This is a genomic window from Pontibacter brevis, assembly GCF_054779655.1.
The window spans coordinates 168,752-192,941 of record NZ_BAAGXV010000090.1 but is presented as its reverse complement, the minus strand read 5'-3'; the positions used below and the strand labels follow the sequence as shown (position 1 = coordinate 192,941).

Below are 24,190 nucleotides of genomic sequence, written 5' to 3'. Positions count from 1 at the left end.
TATTGTGCCTTAATATGTTATGTACGTGGTAGTACAAGAAAACTACTTCTTCAAGCTGCCGATCATATCCTCTGGTCTCACCCACTCGTCGAATTGCTCGTTTGTGAGCAGGCCAAGGTCGATAGCGGCCTGGCGAAGCGTAGTGCCTTCTTTGTGGGCTTTCTTCGCAATTTTGGCGGCGTTGTCGTAACCAATATGGGGGTTCAGTGCCGTTACCAGCATCAGAGAATTCTCCAGGTTATGTTTGATACGCTCTCTGTTTGGCTCAATACCTACAGCGCAATGCTTGTCAAACGAGTCGCAGGCATCACCAATCAGTTGCGCGCTCATCAGCAGGTTATAAATCATTACCGGCTTAAACACATTCAGCTCAAAGTGGCCGTTCATGCCACCTACCGATATAGCCACATCGTTCCCGATTACCTGAGCGCAAACCATGGTCATGGCCTCGGCTTGTGTCGGGTTTACTTTACCCGGCATAATAGAAGAACCCGGCTCGTTTTCTGGGATGGTAATTTCGGCGATACCGGAACGTGGTCCTGAAGCCAGCAAACGAATGTCATTGGCGATCTTCATCAGGCTTACGGCCAGCTGCTTTAAAGCACCGGAGGTCTCTACAACAGCATCGTGGGCAGCAAGCGCCTCGAACTTGTTCGGAGCCGTGATGAACTCATGGCCAGCATATTCAGATATTTTTTGCGCCACCAGTTCAGCATAGCCTTCCGGCGTGTTGAGGCCTGTACCTACGGCAGAACCACCTAAAGCCAGTGTGCTTAGGTGATCCAGGGTATTGCGGAGTGCTTTCATGCCGTAATCCAGCTGCGCTACATACCCGGAAAGCTCCTGGCCCAGTGTCAGTGGGGTAGCATCCATCAGGTGTGTGCGGCCAATTTTCACCACATCCATAAACTCCTCTGACTTGGCATGCAGTGTGTCACGCAGCTTCTGTATCATCGGGAGCGTGTGCTCTACTACTTTTTTATAGCCCGCAATGTGCATCGCCGTCGGGAAAGTGTCGTTCGATGACTGCGACTTGTTTACATCGTCGTTCGGGTGGATTTTTTTCTTCTCGTCCATCAGGTCGCCGCCCAGCAACACGTGCGCGCGGTTCGCTACCACTTCGTTCACGTTCATGTTCGACTGTGTGCCAGAGCCTGTCTGCCACACGACCAGCGGAAACTCATCGTCCAGCTTGCCAGCCAGTATCTCATCGCATACTTCGCTGATGATGTCGGCCTTGTCCTGTGCCAGCACACCCAGTTGCGCATTAGCCTGAGCAGCGGCTTTCTTCAGAATAGCAAAAGCCTGAACCACTTCTTTCGGCATCGTCTGCCCCCCGATGGTGAAGTTTTCTTTTGAGCGCTGTGTCTGGGCGCCCCAGTATTTCTCTGCAGGTACCTCTATAGGCCCCATGGTGTCTTTCTCTACACGAACTTGCATATAGTTTTATCTATTTGATTGAAGGAACATGTGTGTTTAGCAAAACTATGAAATTATTCCATAATATGCGGGCAAGCCATAGGCTGCTTTATTCCTTACGCATGGGAGCAGGAATGGCTTGAAGAAAGCAGAAAAAGGCAGTGAAGCGTGAGCAGGTGTTGCAGGGTATCGCCTACCGGATTACTCTGGTGTCTGATTGAGCTGCGAGCAAAGCAATCATCTCCAGCTGTACAGGCTTCAGGTAGGTGGTGTTGAGGTTAGTCTGGTCGGAGAAAGAAACAAGATACTCGCCCTCTGTACCCAGATAGCGGATACTCTCAATTTCCTGCATGTCGTAAGCACGCTGCTCCAGCAGCAGGTTTGTCACATGAACTTCCTCCTCGTCTATCGTTACATGCCAGCGCAGCGCATAAAAAGTGACAATGCCTGAAACGGCCAGCAGCACAAGCAGCAGTATTCTGTACACACGGATAGAATGCTGCCCCTCTACCTGCTGTGTATAAGACTTATACAGCTCGTAGTCATTGCCTAACAAGGCACTTTGTGCCAGCCGAAGTGGCAGCACTGCCAGCGTGAGGCCAAGCAGCAGGCCTGGGGCAAAAAGCGCCCTGAAGTTTGGCGTCAGTACGTACATGTGTTCCTCTGAGGCATGTATAATACTGGAAAGGAGCGCCAGAACACCGGCACTGAACACCGTTAGCAAGGTGGCAAAAAAGAAATAGGCAATTGTGAGTTTCAACTCCTGCTTCTGGATGTACTTTAGCTCGTCGGCTGACATGGCAGTGACATGCTGTGGCGGCGACAGCCTCCGTAAAGCATAGCGGACAATGGGCAGTAGCACAGCCACCGCAAAAAAGGCAATAAGTAAACTCTTGATAATCTCCAGCATGGGAAAAGCTTTATTCCCACAAAGTTAATACGGTATCCCCAATTTTCGATAAATAAAGCCAAGTAACCAGGCTGGGCCGATTAACAGGAACTGCAGGTCTTTAAAGAAGGAAGGCTTTTTGCCTTCTACCTTGTGCCCATAGAACTGTCCAATCCAGGCAAGTACAAACACCGCAAGGCATATGAGCCAGAGCGGAGTTTCGAAGGCGCTATCGACAGCATGTACCATCCCTAGTACAACAATACACACCAACGCCATCCCCAGAAACATAGATAAAGACAAACGCAGATAAAACAGCAGTCCCTGTAACACGACCACAGTGCCAAAATGCACGTAAGGTTGCACCTGGGGCGGGAACAACTCCTGCAGGGCACCGCTGGGAATACTGGCCAGCAAGCCAACAACACTGAAAAATATTAACGGAACGCAAATCCAGTGGATAAGCTTGTTTGTGTGGTCCTGATGGCTCTGGCCATACTCGTCGAACCATTGCTGCATTGTTCTCATATATGTGCTGTTGATAGTGAGTGGTTTAACTCATTTTTTAGTGGGCTTATTAAGAATGAATATACTTATTCTGCCTTGATTTTGCAACTAAACTGCATCGCTTGAATATGATTTTTCTATGTGCCCTCGTTCTTAAGGAATTGGTGCCTTTTTTTGTACATTTGGTAATGGAGGATAAAGCTGCCGGAGGAGTTGTTGAGGGCATAAGCTCCTGTAGCTTTTGCCCTCCATACTTTGTATTAAGCTATAACAGATGAAATTAGCCAAACTGGCTCGGTTTTTAAGAGAACATTATATTGCTGTCTTTTCTTTTCTGCTCATATTCCTGCTCACCCTTTTTGTGTTTGATGAAACAAAGAAAAAAGCAGCGGAGAGAAGTGACAAGATATTCGAGATACGTGCTGAACAGGCTACCGCAGCTGTTCAGAAGCGGATGAATGACTACATACAAGTGTTAACTGGGGCAAAAGCCCTTATCATAGCTTCCGATACAATAGAACGCAATGCCTGGCGCACGTACTTTAACTCGCTGAATATTGAGAAGAGTTATCCAGGTATCCAGGGGCTTGCGTATACACACTTTGTCAGGGCCTCAGAACTGGCTGCCTTTGAGCGGCAGATTCGCGCAGAAGGTTTTCCTGAATTCCGTGTTCACCCGGAGGGAAAGCGGGCATCATACACTCCTATCACGTACATTGAACCCTTCTCCGGTCGAAACCTGCGGGCTTTTGGTTATGATATGTACAGTGAGCCTACCCGTCAGTCAGCCATGAATATTGCCCGCGACACAAAGCAGCCTGCCCTGTCAGGCAAGGTGCGCCTGGTGCAGGAAAATGGAAGAGACGAGCAGGCAGGTTTCCTGATTTACCTGCCCATATATAAGAACAATGCTGATCCTGTGTCTATAAGAGACCGCCAGGACCTGATCAAGGGTTTTGTATACAGCCCTTTCCGGGCAAAGGATCTCATGACCTCTATACTAGGGAGTGAGTTCAAAGACGTACATGTGGAGGTATATGATGGCCCCAGTATAAAAGGAGAGTCGCTGCTTTACAGTACGGGTTCAGGCATGAATTATGCTACCCGTAATAGCAGGCCCTTCAACGAATTAAGAACCATCACCATTGGCAATCATAACTGGCGGCTTTATATTACAGCAGAGTCAAAATTCGGCCGGTCTGCCGATACGGAGCTGCCGTACTACATTCTGACAGGAGGTATGATTATCAGCTTGCTGATGGCTTTTATCATTTGGTCCCTCACCAACACCCGGCGCTCTAACCGCCTGAAACAAACTATTACAGACAATGCCACGGCAGCGCTCTTCATCATTGATGCAAAGGGCTATTGTACCTTTATGAACCCGGCTGCTGAAGAGATGACAGGCTTTACCCTGGAGGAAATGCAGGAAAAGACTTTGCATGAAATGGTGCATTACAAGCACCCGGATGGTTCTGCCTTTGCTTTGGAAGATTGCAGTGTCCGCACAGCCCTGAGCATAGTAAAACCCATGCGGGCTTACGAAGATGTATTCATCCGCAGAGATGGGAGTTTCTTTAACGTGTCTTGTGCGGTGCAACCTATTACTGAGAGCGGCTCCGGCACTTATGCCATTATCGAGGTGCGTGATATTACCGATGAGAAGCGGGCACAGCAGGCGATTATAGAGAGTGAGGCGCGCTTCAGAACCATGGCAGATAATGCTCCTGTAATGATATGGGTAGGTAATCCGCAGGGAGAATGTATGTATGTGAACAAGCAGTGGACGAACTTTACCGGCTTATCTTTTGAGGAAAGCATTAGTACGGGGTGGCGCGAGGTGCTGGAGCCGGAGCACATGGCAAAGTACACTGACGTGTTCCAGAAATCTGTTGCAGCATCAGGTTCCTTTAAGTTGGAAATGCGCATGCGCCGCCACGATGGAAAGGTGCGTTGGGTAATCAATACAGCCATGCCCCGCTTTGGAGTAAACGGGGAGTTTCTGGGGCATATAGGTTCTGTGTTTGATATCACAGAGATAAAGGAGGCAGAGCGTAAAGTGAAGCAGAATGCGGAACTGCTGCAGAAGCTATTTCTAGAGGTGCCAGCGGTGGTAGGGTTGGTGCGGGCCGCAGATTATAAATATATGCTGGCCAACCCGCAATACCGCCGCTTGTACGGAAACCGGCCGTTGGTGGGCAAAACCATTTACGATGCCCACACCCAGGAAGAAGGACGCGGATTTTTTAAGCGACTGGAGCGGGTGGTGGAAACGGGTGAGCCTTTTGTAGGAAACGAAATGATTGCCACTTTCAACCGCTATAACACCGGGCGGCCGGAACGGGGTTATTTTAACCTGGTGTACCAGCCACTAATAGATGGCAACGGACAGGTGGAGGCCGTGCTGGTGTTTGCCGTAGAGGTAACGGAACTGGTGCGGGCACGCAAAGAACTCATTGCCACCAACGATGAGCTAAGCGAGAAGAATAATGAGCTGCAGCGCATAAACAACGACCTCGACAACTTCGTGTACACCGCCTCCCACGATCTGAAGTCGCCTATCGCCAACATGGAGGGCCTTACTACGTTGCTGCGCGATATTCTGCAAGGTGCCCTGAACGGAGAGGACATGCAGGTACTGGACTTGCTGCAGCAAACCGTGAACAAGCTGAAAGGCACCATTTCTGACCTGACAGAAATCACGAAAGTGCAGAAGGAACTGCAGTCGGAGGTAGAGCCGCTCTCCTTCGAAAGCATGCTGCAGGATATTACCTCCGACATAGATAAGATGATAAAAGAGTCTGGTGCTATCATCAGCACAGATCTGGAGGTGAAAAGTATTTTGTATGCCCGCAAGAACCTTCGCAGCATTATCTACAACCTGGTATCTAACGCCATCAAGTATAAGTCACCGGAAAGAGTGCCTGAGGTGCGCATTGCTACTTATCAGCAGGGCGAGTACATTGTGCTGGAAGTAGAAGATAATGGGCTGGGTATCAAAAAAGAGCAACAGCATAAGCTGTTCACTATGTTTAAGCGCCTGCACAGCCATGTGGAGGGTACCGGCATCGGGCTCTACATTGTAAAGCGCATCATCGAGAACAACGGTGGCCTTATTGAGGTAGAAAGCGAATTAGACAAAGGCACTACCTTCAAGGTGTATTTTAAGCAGGCGTCTGTTCCTGAGGTGGTGTAAGGTTAAAAGCTGGTCTTGTATTAAACAGGAATGGCATTTTAATCTGAACTTTGGGGGAAAACAGCAATCCTTCTGCTCCTTTTTTTGTTCTTATTAGCTGGGAAAACTCGACCGGCAGGAATCAAGCAAACACGAACAACAATATTTAATGGCTAAAATAAAAACGTCTTATTTCTGCCAGAACTGTGGCGCCCAGTCTGCGAAGTGGATTGGAAAGTGCCCGGCCTGCGGCGAATGGAATACTTATGTAGAAGAAGTGGTGCAGCGCGAGGAGGTAACACCCACCACCGCCTGGAAAGTGGGCAGCAGCACGGCGCAGGTCTCCAACAAGCCAAAACCGATTGCCGATATCAGTTATCAGGAGCAGCAGCGCGTTGTTACGCAAGACCAGGAACTGAACCGCGTACTGGGAGGTGGCATTGTGCCGGGCTCTATGGTTTTAATCGGGGGAGAGCCAGGCATCGGTAAAAGTACGCTGATGCTGCAGATTGCCCTGAGCCTGCGTGGCCTGAAGGTGCTGTACGTAAGCGGGGAGGAAAGTGAGCAGCAGATAAAGATGCGTGCCGAACGCCTCCATGCCCAAACCTCCGACTGTTTTATATTAACTGAAACAGGCACGCAAAATATCTTTAAGCAGATAGAACTGGTGCGGCCGCAGGTGCTTATCATCGATTCTATCCAGACGCTCCACTCCTCTTTTATAGAGGCAGGCGCCGGCAGTGTGAGCCAGGTGCGTGAGTGTACTGCTGAGTTGCTGAAGTTTGCCAAAGAGAGCGGCACGCCTGTTTTCCTGATTGGCCACATCACCAAAGAAGGCAACCTGGCAGGCCCGAAGATACTGGAGCACATGGTAGACACGGTGCTGCAGTTCGAAGGCGACCGCCATATGACGTACCGCATCCTGCGCACCACCAAAAACCGCTTCGGCTCTACCTCCGAGCTGGGCATCTACGAAATGCTGGGCTCCGGCCTGCGGGAGGTAAGCAACCCCTCCGAAATCCTGATTTCGCAGCGTGAAGACGCCTTCAGCGGCATTGCCATTGGCGCCACGCTGGAGGGCAACCGCCCCCTGCTGATAGAAGTGCAAAGCCTTGTGACCCCCGCTACCTATGGTACACCGCAACGTACCAGCACCGGTTTCGATGCCAAGCGCCTGAACATGCTGCTGGCGGTACTGGAAAAGCGCGGCGGCTACCGGTTAGGTGCACAGGATGTGTTTTTGAATATTGCGGGTGGTTTAAAGGTAGAAGACCCTGCCCTCGACCTTGCCGTTTGCGCCTCCATTCTCTCCTCTTTTGAGGACATGGCCATTCCGAGCACAGCGGCCTTTGCTGCCGAAGTAGGGCTGGGTGGTGAGGTGCGTGCCGTAAACCGTGTCGAGAACCGCATCAGTGAAGCTGAAAAGCTCGGGTTCAGAGATATCTATATCTCCAAGTATAATAAGAAAGGGCTGGACTTCAGTAAATTCTCTATCAACATACATGCCTTTGGCAGGTTAGAGGAAGTGTTCAGCAACCTGTTTGGGTAAGGTAACTTCTAACTGTGTTCGCCCTGAAGGCAACTAAGACTGCAAAACCAATTATAAAGTACGGCAGCACCTACATTAGGTCCTGCAATGCCTGACTTTCAGCCCGATATCCTCCTGGTATCGGGCTTTTTTTATGCTCCGGCATCAGGTAGGAGCTGATTCAATATTATGGGGTGCAATAACCGTTGTTTGTTTTGCTGCGTACTTAAATTCTACATACCGGTGTAATCCGGAGATGATTTAATGATTAATAGAACTCTACTTTAACAACAAACTTATATGGCATTAATAAACAAAAGCGACATAGAGAAGTTGATAAATGTGCAAAGCAACAATGGAGATGCTTTGTGCCTTTCTTTCTACTTACCCACTCATCGCGCCGGCAAAGAAACATTGAACGGACAGGATAGCCTGGCCTTCAAAAACCAGATACGCAAAGCAAAAGAACTTTTAGAGAGGCATGGCCTTTCAGATGCAGAGATAGCAGAATACATAAAGCCTGCAGATGCCTTGTTGCACGAGAATGGCTTCTGGCGTCATCAGGGCGAAGGCCTGGCAGTGTTCATCACGAAAGGCTTTTCAACGCACTATACCTTGCCTATGGTTATGCCGAATGAGGTATTTGTGCTGGACCGGTTTTACTTTACGCCAATTCTGCCTATCCTGAGCCAGAACGGCCGTTTCTTTATCCTTTGGCTGTACCGCGAAAAAGTCAGCTTCTATGAGGCGACGATTGAGAGCATCAGGCAAATTGACATTAGCTCATTTGTGCCTGAGTCGATGAACGAGTCTCTGAAGTTTGACGTGAAAGGAAACGACCAGGACTTCAATTTCAGCAGAACGGGCTCTAACGGTAACATCATGACGACTTCACACGGCTTTACACAGGCTGACCAGCAGCATGACCGTGTGCGCGAATTCATGCTGGATATAGATAACAACCTGCAGGAGATTCTGCACGACGCCACTGAGCCGCTGATTTTAGCGGGTGTAGACCACTACTGCAGCATTTACCGCAGCATCAGCAAGTACAAGAACATTGTGGAGCAGAACATCAACGTAAATGAAGGTATAGATAGCATGAACGAGATCCATGAAAAAGCTGTGGCTATCATGAAACCGCTCATGCAGCAGGGGCATTCAGAATCACTGACACGTTACCAGAATGTGGCAGGTACAGGTGCTACCTCTGAAGACATTGCCACCGTGGCAGCCGAGGCAGTGCATGGCCGTGTAGATACCTTGTTTATAGCACCAAGTGATCCTGTCTGGGGAACGTACGATGCAGTGAAAGCAACTGCCGAGGTGCACGATGAGTACCAGCGCGGTGATGACGACCTGATTAACCTGGCGGCTATCAAGACCATAGCACAGGGCGGTAAGGTATACGTTAGCAACTACAACGGTTTACAGGAAGTAACAGACGGACGTGCAAACGTAAAAGCCCTGTTCCGCTACTAAGCGCCTTGATTTTGGCTTTCGTGCCAGAAACCATAACTTAGAGGGCAGCCATACAGGCTGCCCTTTTTCTTTAGCAAAGGACCAGATGGTCTTTTTGCTGCCATAGCCTCTTTTGTATGAAGCTGCACCTGACCGATGGGTTCAATTTTTTATCAAAGCTAACGCTGCCACGGGCTGTAAATGCCCTGCAGGTGGTGAGCAGCTACATCTTTTCCAAAATAACAGGCAAGGCAAGGCACTGGGGCTACCCGCTGAGTATTTCACTGGAGCCGACTACCTCCTGCAACCTGCGTTGCCCTGAATGCCCAAGCGGTCTGCGATCCTTCTCCCGGCCTACCGGTATGCTGCAGGACGAACTTTTTAAGCAGACCATAGACCAGCTGCACCGGCACCTGCTGTACCTTATTTTCTATTTCCAGGGAGAGCCTTACCTGCACAAAAACTTTTTAGGCCTGGTGAAATACGCATCAGACAGAGGTATTTATACCGCTACGTCTACCAATGCACATTTCCTGGACGATGATACCGCCCGAAGAACAGTGGAGTCGGGGTTGGACCGCCTCATTGTGTCTATAGACGGCACCACGCAGGAAACGTATGCTGCTTACCGGGTTGGCGGCAAGCTGGAGAAGGTGCTGGAGGGGACACGCAATGTGGTGAAGTGGAAAAAAGCGATGAAATCGAAAACACCACACATCATGTTTCAGTTTTTAGTAGTGCGGCCGAACGAGCATCAGCTTGAAGACGTAAAACAACTGGCGCAGGAGTTGGAGGTAAATGAGGTAGTGTTTAAAACAGCGCAGATTTATAATTACCAGCAAGGCTCCCCGCTCATTCCGACCATTGATTATTACTCAAGGTACAAAAACAACGGCGATGGCAGCTACACTATCAAAAACAAGTTGCTGAACCACTGCTGGAAGATGTGGCACTCCTGTGTCATCACCTGGGACGGCTTAACAGTGCCTTGTTGCTTTGATAAGGATGCAGAGTACCGAATGGGAGACTTAAAAGAAAATGACTTTAAAACAGTGTGGCGCGGGCCGGCATACAACCAGTTCAGGCAGCAGCTGTTAGGCTCCAGGGCCAATATAGAAATGTGCCGCAACTGTACAGAGGGCACAAAAGTGTGGGCATGATCAATCACCTTAAACAAGAACCAACTAGATGCAATATATGAATGATTTGAACGAAGCAGTGGAGCTACTGTGGGGGAAACTGGAGGGTTGGGGCGAAGATATTGTGCTGATGCTCCCGAACCTGTTCGTAGCGTTGGTGCTGCTGATTATCACTTTCTGGGTAGCTGGTTTTGTAAGAGACCAGCTCGGGAGGTTTATCAACCGTTTTTCACATAGTGCAGCCCTTAACAACCTTATCTTAACGCTCTTTTACATCGGCATGCTGTTGGTAGGCTTCTTTTTTGTGCTTACCGTGCTGAATCTTGACAGGGTTGTAATTTCCTTGCTGGCCGGTGTCGGTATTATTGGTTTGGCTTTAGGTTTTGCCTTTCAGGATATTGCAGCCAACTTTATTTCCGGTGTCATCATTGCCGTGCAAAAGCCGTTTGGTGTTGGCGATTTAATTGAGACAAACGACTATTTCGGTACCATTGAGCGGGTTACCCTCCGTACCATTGATATAAGACAGGTGACAGGTGAACTGGTGCGTGTGCCCAACAAGATGGTGTTTGAAAACCCGCTCACCAACTTTTCGATTTACGGAACCCGCCGTATTGACCTGGATGTGGGTATTTCCTACGCTGAAGACCTGGAGCGTGTGCAGCAGATTGTGATTGAGGCGCTGGAGGACGTAAAGAACCGCGTAAAAACAAGAAACATTGAAGTAATGTACCATGAGTTCGGGGATAGCTCTATTAACTTCAAAGCCCGCTTTTGGGTAACGTACAGCCGGCAGGTCGACTATGTAGGAGCCAAGAGCGATGCTATCATCCGCATTAAGAAAGCCTTCGACGCGAACGACATCCTGATTCCGTTCCCAATCCGTACGCTGGACTTTGGTATAAAAGGTGGCGAAAAGCTTACAGAGCAACTGGATTCTATAACGGCGTCTATCAAAAACGGTAAGCGCCTGGGGGACAATGGCCAGTAAGCCGTTCCGTACAGTGCAAAAACAAAAAGGCCGGTAGTGAAACCGGCCTTTTTGTTTTTATATGCTTGGCATTTATCTGTTGCCTTTATCCAGGTCCATGCCCAGGTCTTCCACTTTTTTCATGAAGGTTTCTATGGATTCATCGCCATAGGCACCGTAGGAATTGGTAATGCTACCTTTTGGTCCGCTTGTTGTTTCCAGAACATAAAGAATAGCCATATCGCCTGGGTTTGTTTCTCCCTCAAAGCGGTAAAAGTCTACAATACGTACCTGCTCTGGGGTAAAAGTCTCTTTGTCATCCATCGTGGCGAGGAGACCATCTTCGGTAACCTTAAAGTCAGTTTTGTATCCCTCCTTACGAATCTTATTCAGTACACCTACAAGGGTGGTTAATTCTTCTTTATCTTCCATAGTTTTCGTTTTTTAATGTTCGAACTAGCGTACAATTCTATACGAAAAAACAAAGTTTAGATACGAGCAGATGAATTTTTAATAGGATAGCTACTCCTGTACTCCTGGTTAAGGGGTAAAAAGCGCCCCTAGATGGGTATCAATCAAGGCCTAAAGCTATTTATGCTTTTGCCTGCCGCTTCTCCAGGTCCTGCTGAATCTTCTTGAAATCAATGGTAGAGCAGGAACCACAGCCTTTGGCGCAACCGCTTTTGGCTGCAAAGCTGCGATACACCAGGCGGCCCATGTAGAATGCGGCCGCTATAAAAACCACGAGTATGATCAGTTCCTGTACCATGCTTTAACAACTGGATAAGGGTGTAAAAAGTTTATTCCGCTGCTGGCTTCCAATGCTCTTTTATGGTTTCCAGCATTTCAGAATGGATGTTACGGTTGCTGGCCACAATCTCCCGCCCGAAGACATAGTCTCCATCAGCTGTAAATTTGCTCAGTTTACCGCCTGCCTCCTGCACAATAATGGTTCCGCCTGCTACATCCCACGGGTTCAGGTTATATTCAAAAAAACCCTCACAGCGGCCGGCCGCTACATAAGCCAGGTCGAGGGCGGCAGAGCCCAGCCTGCGTATGCCATGTGATTTAGCCATGAAAGCCCCTAATATCTGCAGGTACTGCTGCGTAAGGCCGAAATCATAGTAAGGGAACCCTGTGGCAATAAGAGAGTCCTTCAGAGCCGGAGCATCAGAAACTTTAATAGGGTTATCGTTGCAGAAGGCACCGCCGCCCTTGTAGGCTGAGAAGCACTCGTCGCGGCTCGGGTCGTACACCACCCCTGCTACCACTTCGTCTCCGTCCAGCAGACCCACGCTTACGCAGAATATCGGGAGGCTGTGGGTAAAGTTGGTGGTGCCATCCAGAGGGTCAATAATCCAGTTATAGCGCTCCCCTTTCGTGGTGTCGGTGCCTTCTTCGGTAATAAAGCCAGCCTCTGGCAATAGTTCCCGAAGCCCTTCCACCAGTTGCTCTTCCGCCTGCTTGTCTACATAGGACACTAAATCGTTAAAGCCCTTCATCTCCACCCGGGAGCGGTCGAAGGTACTGGCTTCCTGTCTGATAAAACCACCTACGCGGCGGGCAATAATATTTAAGTTCTGTGATACCTGGTTTAAGTTCATATTGCTTTTTCTGCTCTTGGGGTTAAGGTCTCTGTTCTAATCTTTTTAGAAAACCATACGGTATACGTAGCTCTCAGGCCGAGGGCCAGGGTTAACGGCACAAAGGCGGTGTGGAGCATCTGTGGCCACCAGGGCCAGAACACCAGTAGCACAGCTGCCACGATGGCCGTTGCCAGCATATACTTGCTTACCCAATCCTGCAGTGCGTTGCGGCCGAGGAAAAAAGCTACCACCACATGCGTAGGTATGGCCCAAAGCAGGTTAAAGTTATAAGCTGTTGCCTGGTGGTCTGTTGCAAACCAGAGCAGGAGGAGTATAATGCCCACCAGACCAGTAATAAAGAAGAACACCATATCGAATACCCTGCTTCGGCGGCGTTTCATCAAATCCATTATAGTGAGGACCAGCACCACAGCAAAAAATACCCACAGCACAAGCGTTGGCGTGAATATACCACGGGAGAAAAGTTCGGGGTCGCGTTCAAACACCACCTTCATCTCCCCTACCAGTGGCTGTGTCTGCCCATTATCCGTGAGCGTGGCATTGGCAAAGCCCTTGGACAGGTAGTCTGGCAGAAACATATACTCATAAGGCGCTGCCTCGCGGTCTATACGGGCTCCCAGGGCCAGATCAATGCCAAAATCCCCCCAGGGCTGTGGCGGCAGGTACAGGTCTATCAGGTTCCGGAAGCTCATGTCTTCATCAAAATGGCTGATGTTGTACCGGACCTGACTTGGGAAAGTAGCCTCTACGCCATCGCGGATGCGGGTGGCGCAGTTATCGAAGAAGAAGTCGTACAGGTAAAAACGGTTAGCCGGCAGGTAGTTGTTCGTCAGGAAGCTCCAGTACTGTTGTTTCTGCTCTTCAGTAAAATTCATCTCCTGCTCATACACTGAGCGGTTGTCCATGGAGTAGCTGTACACAAAGTCACGGAAGTAGGCGATAGAAAGCTTGTACCGGAGCTTACCCCGGGCAAACTTAAGGTAGAAGTTCGGCTCGTTAAAATCGAATGTGCCGTAATTAAAAACAATGTCGAACCCGTTCACAGGGTCATTCACGCGCACGGCGCTGTGTCCGAAAATGGCGTAGAGCTCCGGACCGCTGGAGCAGGTAATCAGGCTGATCTTAGCCTGTGGCGAAAGCTGCATGTTCTCAAACTGTGCCCAACCCTGAAAGGAGAACAAACAGAGCGCAAGGACCAGCCCCAATTGCTTGATATATTTTTTCATTATTCTTTATCGGATTTGCTGCCTTTTGTGGCGCCTGATACCACTATCACGAACTCGCCCTTTATGGCTTTAGTAGTGAAAACCTGAATGAGCTCGTCCAAAGTTCCGTTGATGGTCTCCTCAAACATCTTTGTGATTTCACGTGAAACAGATGCCAGGCGGTCACCTCCAAAGTACTCCTGAAACTGTGTCAGCGTCTTGAGCAGGCGGTGCGGCGATTCATAGAAAATCATAGTGCGCTCCTCTTCTGCCAGACTCTGCAGGCGTGTCTGGCGGCCCTTCTTCACGGGCAGAAAACCCTCAAAGGTAAAGCGGTCGGTGCTGAAGCCGGATTTTACAATAGCAGGCACAAAGGCAGTCGCCCCTGGCAGGCACTCTATTTTGATGTCATGTTTCAGGCACTCGCGCACCAGGTAAAAGCCCGGGTCAGAAATGCCCGGCGTGCCTGCATCCGAAATCAATGCCATCACCTCCCCCGCCTTCAGGCGGTCTACCAAATGGGCTGTGGCTTTATGCTCGTTGTGCAGGTGGTGGCTGTGCATGCGCTTGTCAATGCCCAGGTGCTGCAGCAGTTTGCCGCTGGTGCGGGTGTCCTCTGCCAGAATCACATCCACCTCCTTCAGTACCCGTATGGCACGCAGTGTTATATCCTCTAGGTTGCCGATGGGTGTGGGCACCAGGTATAGGTTTGTCTTTTCTTGTTCCTGCATGGGGTAAAGATAACTTAGATAAGTTAGAAAGTTAAAAAGTTAGAGGGTTGTCAGGAGTTAAAAGTTAGAAGGTTAAAAAGTTAAAAGTATAAAATCTATAGTGCCGGCAAATGGAAGAGATCGGCAGTGTTAACAAAGCTACTGCCACTCCTACAGTAAATGCGCTTATCAACCCTACACCTTTCTAACTCCTGACAACCCTCTAACTCCCGAACTTATCATAAATTTCCTCAATCCGCTTTGCCAGTTTGTGGTCGCGGATGGTGACGGTGTTGCCGGCATCGTGGGTGTAAAGTTCAATGTCTACTTTGTTGTACACGTTGCTCCACCACGGGTGATGATCCATTTCCTGGGCCACAGCGGCCACTTCATTCATAAATGCCATGGCCTGTTCAAAGTCTTTGAACGTGAGGCTGCTCTTTAACTTGTTGTCTTCTTCCTGCCACATCGTTTTTTTGTTTTAGTTGCACTTGCCGCTGGCCTGCCTGTTTTAGAAACAAGCAGGTGGTGCAGGCGTATAGTTTAAGACTGTAACGAAATTAACCCTATAAACCTATGGAAAACAAACCAGAATCTTTACCGGCACAGAAACAACAGAAGCAGCCGGGCGATGAACATAAAATGACACCGGAGCCGGAGATTATTCGCGACTCCTACAAAGGAAGCGATAAACTCAAGGGAAAGGTAGCGCTGATTACAGGAGGAGACAGTGGGATAGGCCGATCGGTGGCTGTGCATTTTGCCCGTGAGGGTGCCGATGTAGCCATTGTATACCTGAACGAAGACAAGGATGCGCAGGACACAAAGAAGATGATAGAAGACGAAGGCCGCAAGTGCATCATCTTGGCCGGCGATGTGGGTGATGAGGAGTTTTGTCAGAAGGCAGTGCAGCGTACTGTAGATGAACTGGGCAAACTGGACATACTGGTGAACAATGCCGCCGAGCAGCACGAACAGATGGACCTGAAAGACATCTCAAAGGAGCAGCTGCAGCGCACCTTCCAGACCAACATCTTTGGGATGTTCTACATCACGAAGGCAGCTCTGAAGCACCTTCCAAAAGGCAGCGCTATCATCAATACCACCTCCGTTACTTCCTATCGTGGTAGCCACCACCTCATGGACTATTCCTCTACCAAAGGGGCCATCACTGCCTTTACCCGTTCTTTATCCGCTAACCTGGCAGAGCAGAACATACGCGTGAATGCCGTAGCTCCCGGCCCCATCTGGACACCGCTGATACCGGCTTCCTTCAGCGAGGAGAAAGTAAAGGAGTTCGGGCAGAATGTGCCGTTAAAACGGCCCGGCCAGCCATCAGAAGTGGGGCCGGCTTATGTTTTCCTGGCTTCAGATGATGGTTCCTATATCACAGGCCAGGTGATTCATATTAATGGTGGGGAGCAGGTAGGTGCATAGCCAGCCCTAAACCCAAAAGGGCTAAATAGAGTAAAACCATACATAGGCATCTTTGAAAGCTGCCCATCCATTTAAAGTTTACGATTATGGCTGAAGATAAAGAAGACAAAAATAAACTGAAGAACCAGGAGCCTAACAAAAGAGGCTTTCAGGTAATAGAAGACGACACAAGTATGCAGGAGATGCAGGCCGGGCACATTATACCGGGTGCAGATCCGCCAAAGAACGAGCACCAGCGCGGTGGCTTCGGTAACCGCGACGGCAAGGAAGGCTATGGCAGCGATACGGCAGGCAACGGCCCGAGCGCTACCGGCGTAAACGATTATTCCGACGACGGTATTCCGCCAGCGGATAACATGCGGACCGAAGAAGAAGGCCGTGGTGCTTAAGCCAGATAGAAAGTAAAAATACAGGCGCTACAGAAAGCTTAAGCTAATCTTAAAGAAGCGCCTCATGTTTCATTTAAATTAGAAGGAGGAAATTATGCCATCATATAAGCACACAAAAGCAAGCGCAGAAAACGAAGGAAAACCAACAGGAAGAGGCCAGGACAAAGCTGCCGGCGGAAAGCCGGTTGACCCAGGAAACCAAACGCGCGCAGAGCACGAGGAACTAGCAAAAAAGTATACAGACGGCTCGGGTGAAATTGCGGCTGATGCAAGTGAGAACGGGGTTAAAGTAAAAACAAACAACGTGAACCGTAATACGCACAAGCCTGATATTGACAACAACAAGTATAATTAATAACCTTACCTGAATTCAGAATAGAAATAGCACCTGCTGCAACGGGTGCTATTTCTGTTTGTAACTTTGCCCCACAAAACTCCCATTCAATAAATAAACATGGCCCGCTACGCCCTGACCGACATACACGGCTGTGCCCGTACTTTCAGAGCACTCGTACAGGAGCAGCTAAACCTTCAGAAATCAGACGAACTGTATGTGCTGGGCGACTTAGTTAACAAAGGGCCGGACAGCAAAGGTGTCATCGATTTTATACTGGAGCTGCAGGAGCAGCAATACCAGGTGTACTGCATGCGTGGCAACCATGACCAGATGCTGCTGAAAGCCGCTAAAAAAGGCCCCAAAGCTTTAAGTTTAACAGATACAGAGAAGAAACTTGTCCTGCAGAGCTTCCAGATTGAGTCGTTTGAAGACCTGCCAAAAAAATACAGGAAGTTTTTAAAAAAGCTCCCCTACTACCTCGAACTGCCGGACTACTACCTCGTGCACGCCGGATTTAACTTTGCACAGGAAGATATTTTCGCGGATAAAGACGCCATGCTGAACATCCGTGGCTATGAAGTAGACTGGCAAAGAATTGAGAACAAAGGTCTGCTGCACGGCCACACCCCCACCGCCCTGCACAGCATCAAAAAATCAGTTGCGCACAAAGACCAGCAGCTGAACCTGGATGCCGGTTGCGTCTACTACCGTAATGCCGCCTATGGTAACCTTATCGCATTAGACCTGGATACTCAGGAACTGTACATACAGCCCAACCAGGACCGCCCCTATCCTGTTGCAAGGAAAAGCTAAAGCCCCTCATAATCCAACTTCCCCGCTGATGTTCTTGTAACATAACATGTAATATTTGTAAATATTCGATAAGTTAAATTATCTTCAAACTTTGCCATTGTAAATAATTGTATTCTAGTTTCCTATACTCTAAATTAGAAACGTTTTATATAGGGCTTATGGAATGGGTTGTAACTAAGCTATATAAGGCACAAGAGTACAATATGCCTTTTCCCTGCAGTTTTGTTTTAGTTGTTTAATGGCTATAGAGAGCGCTTTTCTGTTGCTGTGTCAGCGAAAAGAGGGGAAAGGTCTCTTCTTATACAAAAATTAATATATAATAATAAAAATAGTGCCCACTTAATAGTAATATGAGAAATAAATTATCTTATTTTGTGGACGAACTATTTCGGCTTTACTATTAAATCAATGAAAAATTATAATTTTATTAAATAGGCTATGGCACAACTCTACAATCACCCTTTCAAACGACATCTCCGCTCACTGCTGCTGCAGTGCGTGCTGCTGCTCGGAATAGTCTCCGTTGGTATGGCGCAGACTCCGGTAACTTATCATGGTCCTTGGCGAACAGCGTCAGGAAATGTAACAAGTAGCGGATTGAGCGCAGATGGTGCGGATCTCTCCCCGAGCACAAGTGGCGGGTCTGCGCAATTCAGGACTACAACTGCTTATGTGAACATCAAAATGCAGGATGATGCACTGGTAGGACGGACTGGATACAAAGTAAGCTATAGTCTTAGGGCAACTACAACCAGGACTGTTTATACTGCCGATGTTAAAGTTAGTTACCGCACATCAACTGGCACAACATTCTCAACAGCCACTACTCATGCAGTTACAACACAACTCTCACGCCAGAGTGTGTACTTGCCGCATAATGCTACAAATGTAAGGTTTGAGTTAGCTGCGGTATCGGAGGCGTATGTGTTCCTGGATGCAGTAGAAATAGCGCAAACGCCAGAGCTAGCTAGTTTTAGTCCGGACCGAGGTGTGCCTACAACAGAAGTAATTATAAAAGGTGTTCATTTAACCGAGGCAACAGCTGTTTCCTTTGGAGAGGTAGCTGCTGGTTTTACTGTTATAGATAGCACGACAATCAATACGCAGGTGCCATTTGGTGCATCAAGTGCTGCTATAAAAGTAACAACACCTTATGGGGAAGCAACAAGTGCAACAGATTTTATAGTGCCAGCTCCCGAGTTTGCTGCGACGAATGAGTTTGAGCCAACCAGCGCAGGTGCAGGCGAAGTGGTAGTACTTAACGGGCAGTACTTTACTGGTGTGAATGAAGTGCTGTTCAACGGCGTAGCCGCTGACCCTGCAACAATAATATTTGTAAATGACAATCAAATCAAGGTGACTGTGCCAAATGGCGCAAGTTCAGGACTGATTACAGTTAAAAGCCCGGCTGGGCAGGATGTAAGTACAACAACATTTAATGTATTGGGCCCTCAGATTATCGCAACCGATGTGAATGGTAAAATGCAGGAGTTTGATCCGGAAAGCGGCCCTGTTGGTACTACTGTAACCATTTACGGTAAATATTTCACTGCTGTGAACGAGGTGCTCTTTAATGGTGTCACTGCCACTAACTTCACAGTGAACGATACAGTGATATCAGTAGCTGTTCCTCTTGGTGCGAGCACAGGTTTGATTACTGTTAAAAGCCCTGCCGGCGAAGATGTAAGCACAACGGCATTTGATGTGCCGGCGCCAACCATAGCAAGCTTTGAGCCAACGTCAGCAGGCCCAGGCATGCAGGTAATTATTTCAGGTACAAACCTGTCAGGTGTGAGCCGTGTGGTGTTTCTGGGAGATCCGGCAACACCTGAAGATGACAGAGAAGGAACAATTGTGACACCTGTGACAAGCGATACCCAATTAGCGGTATTGGTCCCTGCCGATGCCAGTACAGGTTTTATTCAGGTTATAGCCCCGGGTGAAGGTAAAACAGCGACAAGTACGCAGGAGTTTACCTTTGTTCCTGCTCCTGTTATTGCAAGTGTAGCGACTACTGAGGGTGGTTTAACATACAGTATAGTAGGCAAAGAAGTCACTATCACTGGTCAAAACTTTGAGACTGCGACAGCGGTTAAGCTCGGCACTACAACAATAACGCCATATGATGAGATAGAGAACCCTACTGGATTTGTAGTGACTGGTACAGCGATCACATTCAATGTGCCGGAAAATGCTACAACAGGCAGCGTAACTGTAACTACTTTGGGTGGCGAAGCTGTGTGGGAAGGCCCTTTTGAAGTGATACATGCGCCGGTGTATAGTAGCATGGTGCCAACCAAAGGCCCAATCGGGCAGGAAATCACCATCACAGGAAATTATTTTAAGTATGTGAGCGAAGTGGTCTTCCTGGGTGCTGAGGGAGCGGAAGATGATGTAATAGCAACTGTGTTCTCTGCACCCAACGATACAGAGCTAGTAGTAACCGTGCCGGATGGTGCTGTTACCGGACCACTTCAGATAACGAATCCAGCCGATTCTGTAAATACTACTACCTATGAAGTGATTGTCATTCCGGTTATTCAGGCTTTCAATCCAAAGCTAGGTGTACCAGGAGATCTTGTAACAATTGAAGGCTACAACTTTACCGGAACCACTTCTATTACGTTTGGTGAAAGCAGTCCAGTTGCGGCGTACAATGCAGATACAAATCCAAACGGCTTTACGCTGGTGTCGGATTCAAAATTAACTGTACATGTGCCAGCCGATGCAACCACAGGTTTGATTACTGTTACAAATGCTGAAGGAACTGGTAGCAGTGAGGAAAACTTTACCATTATTCAACTGCCAACAATCACAGGCATAAGCCCTGTAAAAGGCACAGCTGGAGAGACAGTAGTGATTACGGGTACTAACTTTATTGGTGAAGGTATCACTGTTACCTTCCTTGGAGCAGATCTAGAAGGTGATGAAGTGGTAGCTACAGCTATCACTGTTAACTCTGCAACACAAATTACAGCTACCGTTCCAGCGGGTGCCGTAACCGGTAAACTGATGGTAACGAATGCAGCCGGTGACAGTAACCCAAGTGAAGTCTATACTGTGGTGACCTCCCCTGAAATTGCCAGCTTTACTCCGGACAGAGGAAAAGCAGGCGATGCTGTAACAATCACAGGTTGGTTGCTAGGAGATGTAACTGCAGTTGGATTCAACGGAACACTAATCGCTGTAATACCAAGCCAGGATGGAAAAACGATTTCTACAAACGTACCAACTGGTGCCACGACGGGTCCCTTAAGCTTAGTGGTAGATGGAGCAGTTGTGTTTACAACATCCGAAAACTTTACGGTTATACCTGCTCCTACTATTGTTTCCTTTGACCCTACGCAAGGGGTAGCCGGAACATCTGTTACAATCACGGGTACCAATTTCTTAGAAGTATCAGGAGTGTACTTCAATGATGTGCCAGCAGACATGAGTACTGTACAAATTAATGAGGCATTTGATAAGCTTACTGTAACAGTACCTTACGCCGCTACAACAGGCAAAATCAAAATAACTGCAGCCGCAGGAGAAGCGGTAAGCGAAAGTGACTTTACAGTGCCGGTGCCTGCAAACATTACGTTCACTAATGACACAGCTACTCCTACTACAAGCTATGCTAATCAGCTGGTAACAGTTCGGGGGCAGTATTTTACCAACGCGACGGAAGTAACTTTCAATAGCAGAACAGCTACCATAGTTAATACAGTTACGGACGAGGTGGAGAACGGGGAGCCAACAGGTTACCAGCTTATCACTGTAAAAGCGCCGTTTGACGGAGGCATAGGTAAAGTGGCGGTGACAACCCCGGCAGGTACAGGAACAAGCACGGATGACTATACTGTACTTGAGCCAATAATAAGCAGCATAAGTGCAGCAGAAGGCTATGTGGACAAAACTGTCATAACAATTACAGGCACACTGTTTACTAAATATTGGGATGAAACATTGAACAATGGAGCAGGAGGAGAAGCCACAAAAGCGCCTGTTGTGAATTTCAATGGAACTCAAGTAACAGCTACAAATTACACTGATACAGAGATAACTGTAGCAGTACCAAATGGAGCTACAACTGGTAACCTCACAGTGATATCTGGTAGCGGCGAGAGTGCGCCGAAGCAGTTTAGTGTGCTTGCGCCAGTTCTTACAAGCGTAGCTCCTACAGCAGTCTATGCAGGCGAGCAGGTAGTAATCACGGGTACTAACTTCATCAATGTTACCAGCATGTCTTACGGTGGCATTGATATACCAGAATTTACTGTAAGCCTGACAAATGAAGACACGGGTGAGGGTACCATTACATTTACAGCCCCAGTAGTTCTTCACAACAGCTCAAATGTATTAAGTGTAACATCACAGAGTGGAACAGGAACATCAACTGCTCTAACGGTATATAAACCAATAATAACCGGTGTAACTGAGACTGGTAAGACTAGTGATACAAGAGTTTATGCAGGTGTGAGTAAGGTCACCATCACAGGTTCCAGATTTGACGAATATTTTAATGGAACAGAAAGAAGTACGTCTACACCTACAGTAACATTCGCCGGAGCAAATAGTACGCGAGTAGCAGGAACAATCATAACATCTACTATGAGCACCACAGAAGACGGTGTGGATATTTTAGAGGTAGCGGTTCCTGCAAATGCTGTATCAGGTGCTGTAAGAGTGCAGAGTGGTAGTGGTACAGGCCAGTCAAATAGTAGCCTGACCATCATCGGAGCGCCAACAATCACTGGCTTCAGTACTTATGCAGGCTTAGAAGGAGCAACTTTCACTATCAATGGCACGAACTTCGATGATGCATCAAAAGTAGAGTTCCTGGGCATTGGTGATGAGGCAGATGAAGTAATAGCTACTACTTATACTGTAACTTCTCCTACAGCAATCTCTGTAACGGTGCCAACCGGCGCTACAATAGGTAAGATTGCGGTAACTACACCTTACAATGTTAGTACAACTGTAACAAGTACGCAGATCTTCAGAGTTGTAAAAACGCCGGTTATTCATGACTTTACTTTGAAGGAAGGACCATCAGGGTATGAAGTAAATATCACAGGTGAAAGCCTGATTGATGTAGATGGTCAAATCAAGGTGTTCTTTAAAGGCCATGGCGGCGAAATTATACCGGCGGCTCCTGTAGACCAGGTTGAGTTATCAGCTCTTGTAAGCAGCGAGGATTTAATCGAAGCGCGTCAAATCAAAGTTGTAGTACCAAACGACGCTATTACGGGTATTATCAGAGTTTCCAATGCAGCCGGGGAAACAACGACAGCAGCATCTACACAAACAGACGTAGACGTATTTACAGTTACAAGCCCGGTGATTGTGAGATTTGAACATGCCGATGGTAGTATCATAAGCGCATCAAGCCCGGCCCGAATCAAAGAAACTGTGCTGGTAAGAGGCTACCAGCTGAAAGATTTAGGAACTGCGAAGATTGGCTCTGTAAATGCAAACTTCTTTGAAAGAGTAAATGATCCGACAACAGTGGAGATGCTTGTGCCAGGAGGAGCAAGAACCAATACGGTATCGATAACGGCAGCAGAAGGAAACGAAACAAGCTCGGAGTTGCTGAACATTGCAGTTCCTACAATTACAGTTACTCCTACAAGCTTGACTTTCAAAGTTGAAGCAGGAACAATATCAGCGGCGCAATCTTATACAGTAAGCGCTACAAATCTGGCGGTTGGAGAAAACCTGAACATAGCAGTGTTGAGAACAGAGGGATTAAACGATTTCTACATCTCTCTTGATGCGAATGCAGCTGATAGCGCTTGGGTTAAGGCCTTGGATCCAATTGTACCGGATGCTTCTGGAACTGTACCAGTGACAGAAATCTGGGTAAGAAGCCAGCCTGCCGAAGACGCCAGTTCTGACCAAAAAGGAATGGTGGCGAACAGCTCCTTTGATGCTGTGAGAGGCGAAGTTCAACTAAACTCAACAGTAACCCCTCTCCCTGTAGAACTGATGTCTTTCAAGGCAACAGTACAGGGCAGCAAGGCGCAGCTGACATGGGTAACGGCTTCGGAGAAAGATAACTCCCACTTCGAGGTAGAGACGTCGCTGAACGGAGTGCATAGCTTTGAGAAAGTAGGACGTGTAGCTAGCAAGACAACAAACAGCAGCATCCGTACTTCCTATGAGTTCACGCACAACCTGGGCAACGCGAACGGCATACGCTACTATCGTCTGAAGCAGGTAGACCTGGACGGCACCTCATCTTACAGCAAAGTGGTAGCCGTAACAGTAAAAGCACAGGAACTGGTACTGGAACTGTTGGTGGCACCAAACCCAATCAACTACAACTCTAAAGTATTTATCACGGCAGCGGTAGCGGGTAAGGCAACCTTCACCCTGCATAACATGACGGGCAAGAAGGTATATGCGAAAGTAGCAGAACTGCTTGAAGGTGAAAACGAAGTGCAGCTGCCGGTTTACGACCAATTGCCGAACGGCCTGTACATCCTAACGGTAGAGCTGAACGGTCAGCAACGTCAGGTAAAAGTAGTAAAGCAGTAAGCGCATAAACCTACTGACATTGCAAAAGCTCGGTACCATAGGTACCGGGCTTTTGCTTTTACAGCACTTCGTGTTCCAATTT

19 protein-coding genes are annotated in these 24,190 nt (G+C 48.2%); 10 read left to right on the top strand and 9 right to left on the bottom strand.

Going from position 1 to position 24,190, the window contains the following annotated elements:
* Window positions 1–42 precede the first annotated feature (42 nt).
* The 3 genes from fumC to ACYVB1_RS21705 form a co-directional block, all read right to left on the bottom strand.
* Window positions 43–1,440: a class II fumarate hydratase gene (gene fumC, locus ACYVB1_RS21715; protein WP_460925920.1), complete on the bottom strand. Its 1,398-nt coding sequence runs from the start codon at window positions 1,438–1,440 to the stop codon at window positions 43–45.
* Between the two features lie 172 nt (window positions 1,441–1,612).
* Window positions 1,613–2,329: a hypothetical protein gene (locus tag ACYVB1_RS21710; RefSeq protein ID WP_460925919.1), complete on the bottom strand. Its 717-nt coding sequence runs from the start codon at window positions 2,327–2,329 to the stop codon at window positions 1,613–1,615.
* A gap of 24 nt (window positions 2,330–2,353) precedes the next feature.
* Window positions 2,354–2,836 carry an Mpo1 family 2-hydroxy fatty acid dioxygenase gene (locus ACYVB1_RS21705; protein WP_460925918.1) on the bottom strand — a complete coding sequence of 161 codons (483 nt, stop codon included), beginning with the start codon at window positions 2,834–2,836 and terminating at the stop codon, window positions 2,354–2,356.
* 253 nt (window positions 2,837–3,089) lie between these two features.
* On the opposite strand from ACYVB1_RS21705, the gene ACYVB1_RS21700 reads away from it, so the two are divergent.
* The 5 genes from ACYVB1_RS21700 (at window position 3,090) to ACYVB1_RS21680 (ending at window position 11,109) form a co-directional block, all read left to right on the top strand.
* Window positions 3,090–6,011 (top strand): CHASE domain-containing protein, encoded by a 2,922-nt coding sequence (locus tag ACYVB1_RS21700; RefSeq protein ID WP_460925917.1) that lies wholly within the window; start codon window positions 3,090–3,092, stop codon window positions 6,009–6,011.
* Window positions 6,012–6,159: 148 nt separating this feature from the next.
* On the top strand, window positions 6,160–7,539 hold the full coding sequence (gene radA / locus ACYVB1_RS21695; RefSeq protein WP_460925916.1) for a DNA repair protein RadA: 1,380 nt from the start codon (window positions 6,160–6,162) through the stop codon (window positions 7,537–7,539).
* A 279-nt stretch (window positions 7,540–7,818) separates the two neighbouring features.
* Window positions 7,819–9,000: a baeRF7 domain-containing protein gene (locus ACYVB1_RS21690; RefSeq protein ID WP_460925915.1), complete on the top strand. Its 1,182-nt coding sequence runs from the start codon at window positions 7,819–7,821 to the stop codon at window positions 8,998–9,000.
* A 116-nt stretch (window positions 9,001–9,116) separates the two neighbouring features.
* The gene (locus ACYVB1_RS21685; protein ID WP_460925914.1) at window positions 9,117–10,139 is read left to right on the top strand and encodes an SPASM domain-containing protein; all 1,023 of its coding nucleotides are present in this window, start codon (window positions 9,117–9,119) and stop codon (window positions 10,137–10,139) included.
* Window positions 10,140–10,176: 37 nt separating this feature from the next.
* Window positions 10,177–11,109 carry a mechanosensitive ion channel family protein gene (locus tag ACYVB1_RS21680; protein WP_460925913.1) on the top strand — a complete coding sequence of 311 codons (933 nt, stop codon included), beginning with the start codon at window positions 10,177–10,179 and terminating at the stop codon, window positions 11,107–11,109.
* A gap of 72 nt (window positions 11,110–11,181) precedes the next feature.
* Here the strand turns inward: ACYVB1_RS21680 and ACYVB1_RS21675 are convergent, their stop codons facing one another.
* The 6 genes from ACYVB1_RS21675 to ACYVB1_RS21650 form a co-directional block, all read right to left on the bottom strand.
* Complete coding sequence (locus ACYVB1_RS21675; RefSeq protein WP_460925912.1) at window positions 11,182–11,520, bottom strand: hypothetical protein; 339 nt, start codon at window positions 11,518–11,520, stop codon at window positions 11,182–11,184.
* 160 nt (window positions 11,521–11,680) lie between these two features.
* Complete coding sequence (locus tag ACYVB1_RS21670) at window positions 11,681–11,857, bottom strand: FeoB-associated Cys-rich membrane protein (protein WP_460925911.1); 177 nt, start codon at window positions 11,855–11,857, stop codon at window positions 11,681–11,683.
* A gap of 31 nt (window positions 11,858–11,888) precedes the next feature.
* Window positions 11,889–12,692: an inositol monophosphatase family protein gene (locus tag ACYVB1_RS21665; RefSeq protein ID WP_460925910.1), complete on the bottom strand. Its 804-nt coding sequence runs from the start codon at window positions 12,690–12,692 to the stop codon at window positions 11,889–11,891.
* Window positions 12,689–13,921, bottom strand: a complete 1,233-nt coding sequence (locus ACYVB1_RS21660) for an Lnb N-terminal periplasmic domain-containing protein (RefSeq protein WP_460925909.1) — start codon at window positions 13,919–13,921, stop codon at window positions 12,689–12,691. Before ACYVB1_RS21660 ends, ACYVB1_RS21665 begins: the two co-directional genes overlap by 4 nt.
* Entirely contained in the window at window positions 13,921–14,631 is a 711-nt protein-coding gene (gene rsmI / locus ACYVB1_RS21655; RefSeq protein WP_460925908.1) for a 16S rRNA (cytidine(1402)-2'-O)-methyltransferase, read from the bottom strand. The genes ACYVB1_RS21660 and rsmI overlap by 1 nt, the downstream gene beginning before the upstream one ends.
* A 202-nt stretch (window positions 14,632–14,833) precedes the next feature.
* Window positions 14,834–15,079, bottom strand: coding sequence for a 4a-hydroxytetrahydrobiopterin dehydratase (locus ACYVB1_RS21650; protein WP_460925907.1), 246 nt, complete (start codon window positions 15,077–15,079; stop codon window positions 14,834–14,836).
* A gap of 107 nt (window positions 15,080–15,186) precedes the next feature.
* Here ACYVB1_RS21650 and ACYVB1_RS21645 point away from each other — a divergent pair, with 107 nt between their 5' ends.
* The 5 genes from ACYVB1_RS21645 to ACYVB1_RS21625 all read left to right on the top strand — a co-directional run bounded on the left by ACYVB1_RS21645 (window position 15,187) and on the right by ACYVB1_RS21625 (window position 24,108).
* Entirely contained in the window at window positions 15,187–16,047 is an 861-nt protein-coding gene (locus ACYVB1_RS21645; protein ID WP_460925906.1) for an SDR family oxidoreductase, read from the top strand.
* A gap of 86 nt (window positions 16,048–16,133) precedes the next feature.
* Complete coding sequence (locus ACYVB1_RS21640) at window positions 16,134–16,436, top strand: hypothetical protein (RefSeq protein ID WP_460925905.1); 303 nt, start codon at window positions 16,134–16,136, stop codon at window positions 16,434–16,436.
* 94 nt (window positions 16,437–16,530) lie between these two features.
* Complete coding sequence (locus tag ACYVB1_RS21635; RefSeq protein WP_460925904.1) at window positions 16,531–16,791, top strand: hypothetical protein; 261 nt, start codon at window positions 16,531–16,533, stop codon at window positions 16,789–16,791.
* A 99-nt stretch (window positions 16,792–16,890) separates the two neighbouring features.
* Window positions 16,891–17,586 carry a metallophosphoesterase gene (locus tag ACYVB1_RS21630; RefSeq protein WP_460925903.1) on the top strand — a complete coding sequence of 232 codons (696 nt, stop codon included), beginning with the start codon at window positions 16,891–16,893 and terminating at the stop codon, window positions 17,584–17,586.
* A 438-nt stretch (window positions 17,587–18,024) separates the two neighbouring features.
* Window positions 18,025–24,108: an IPT/TIG domain-containing protein gene (locus ACYVB1_RS21625; RefSeq protein WP_460925902.1), complete on the top strand. Its 6,084-nt coding sequence runs from the start codon at window positions 18,025–18,027 to the stop codon at window positions 24,106–24,108.
* Window positions 24,109–24,190 lie beyond the last annotated feature (82 nt).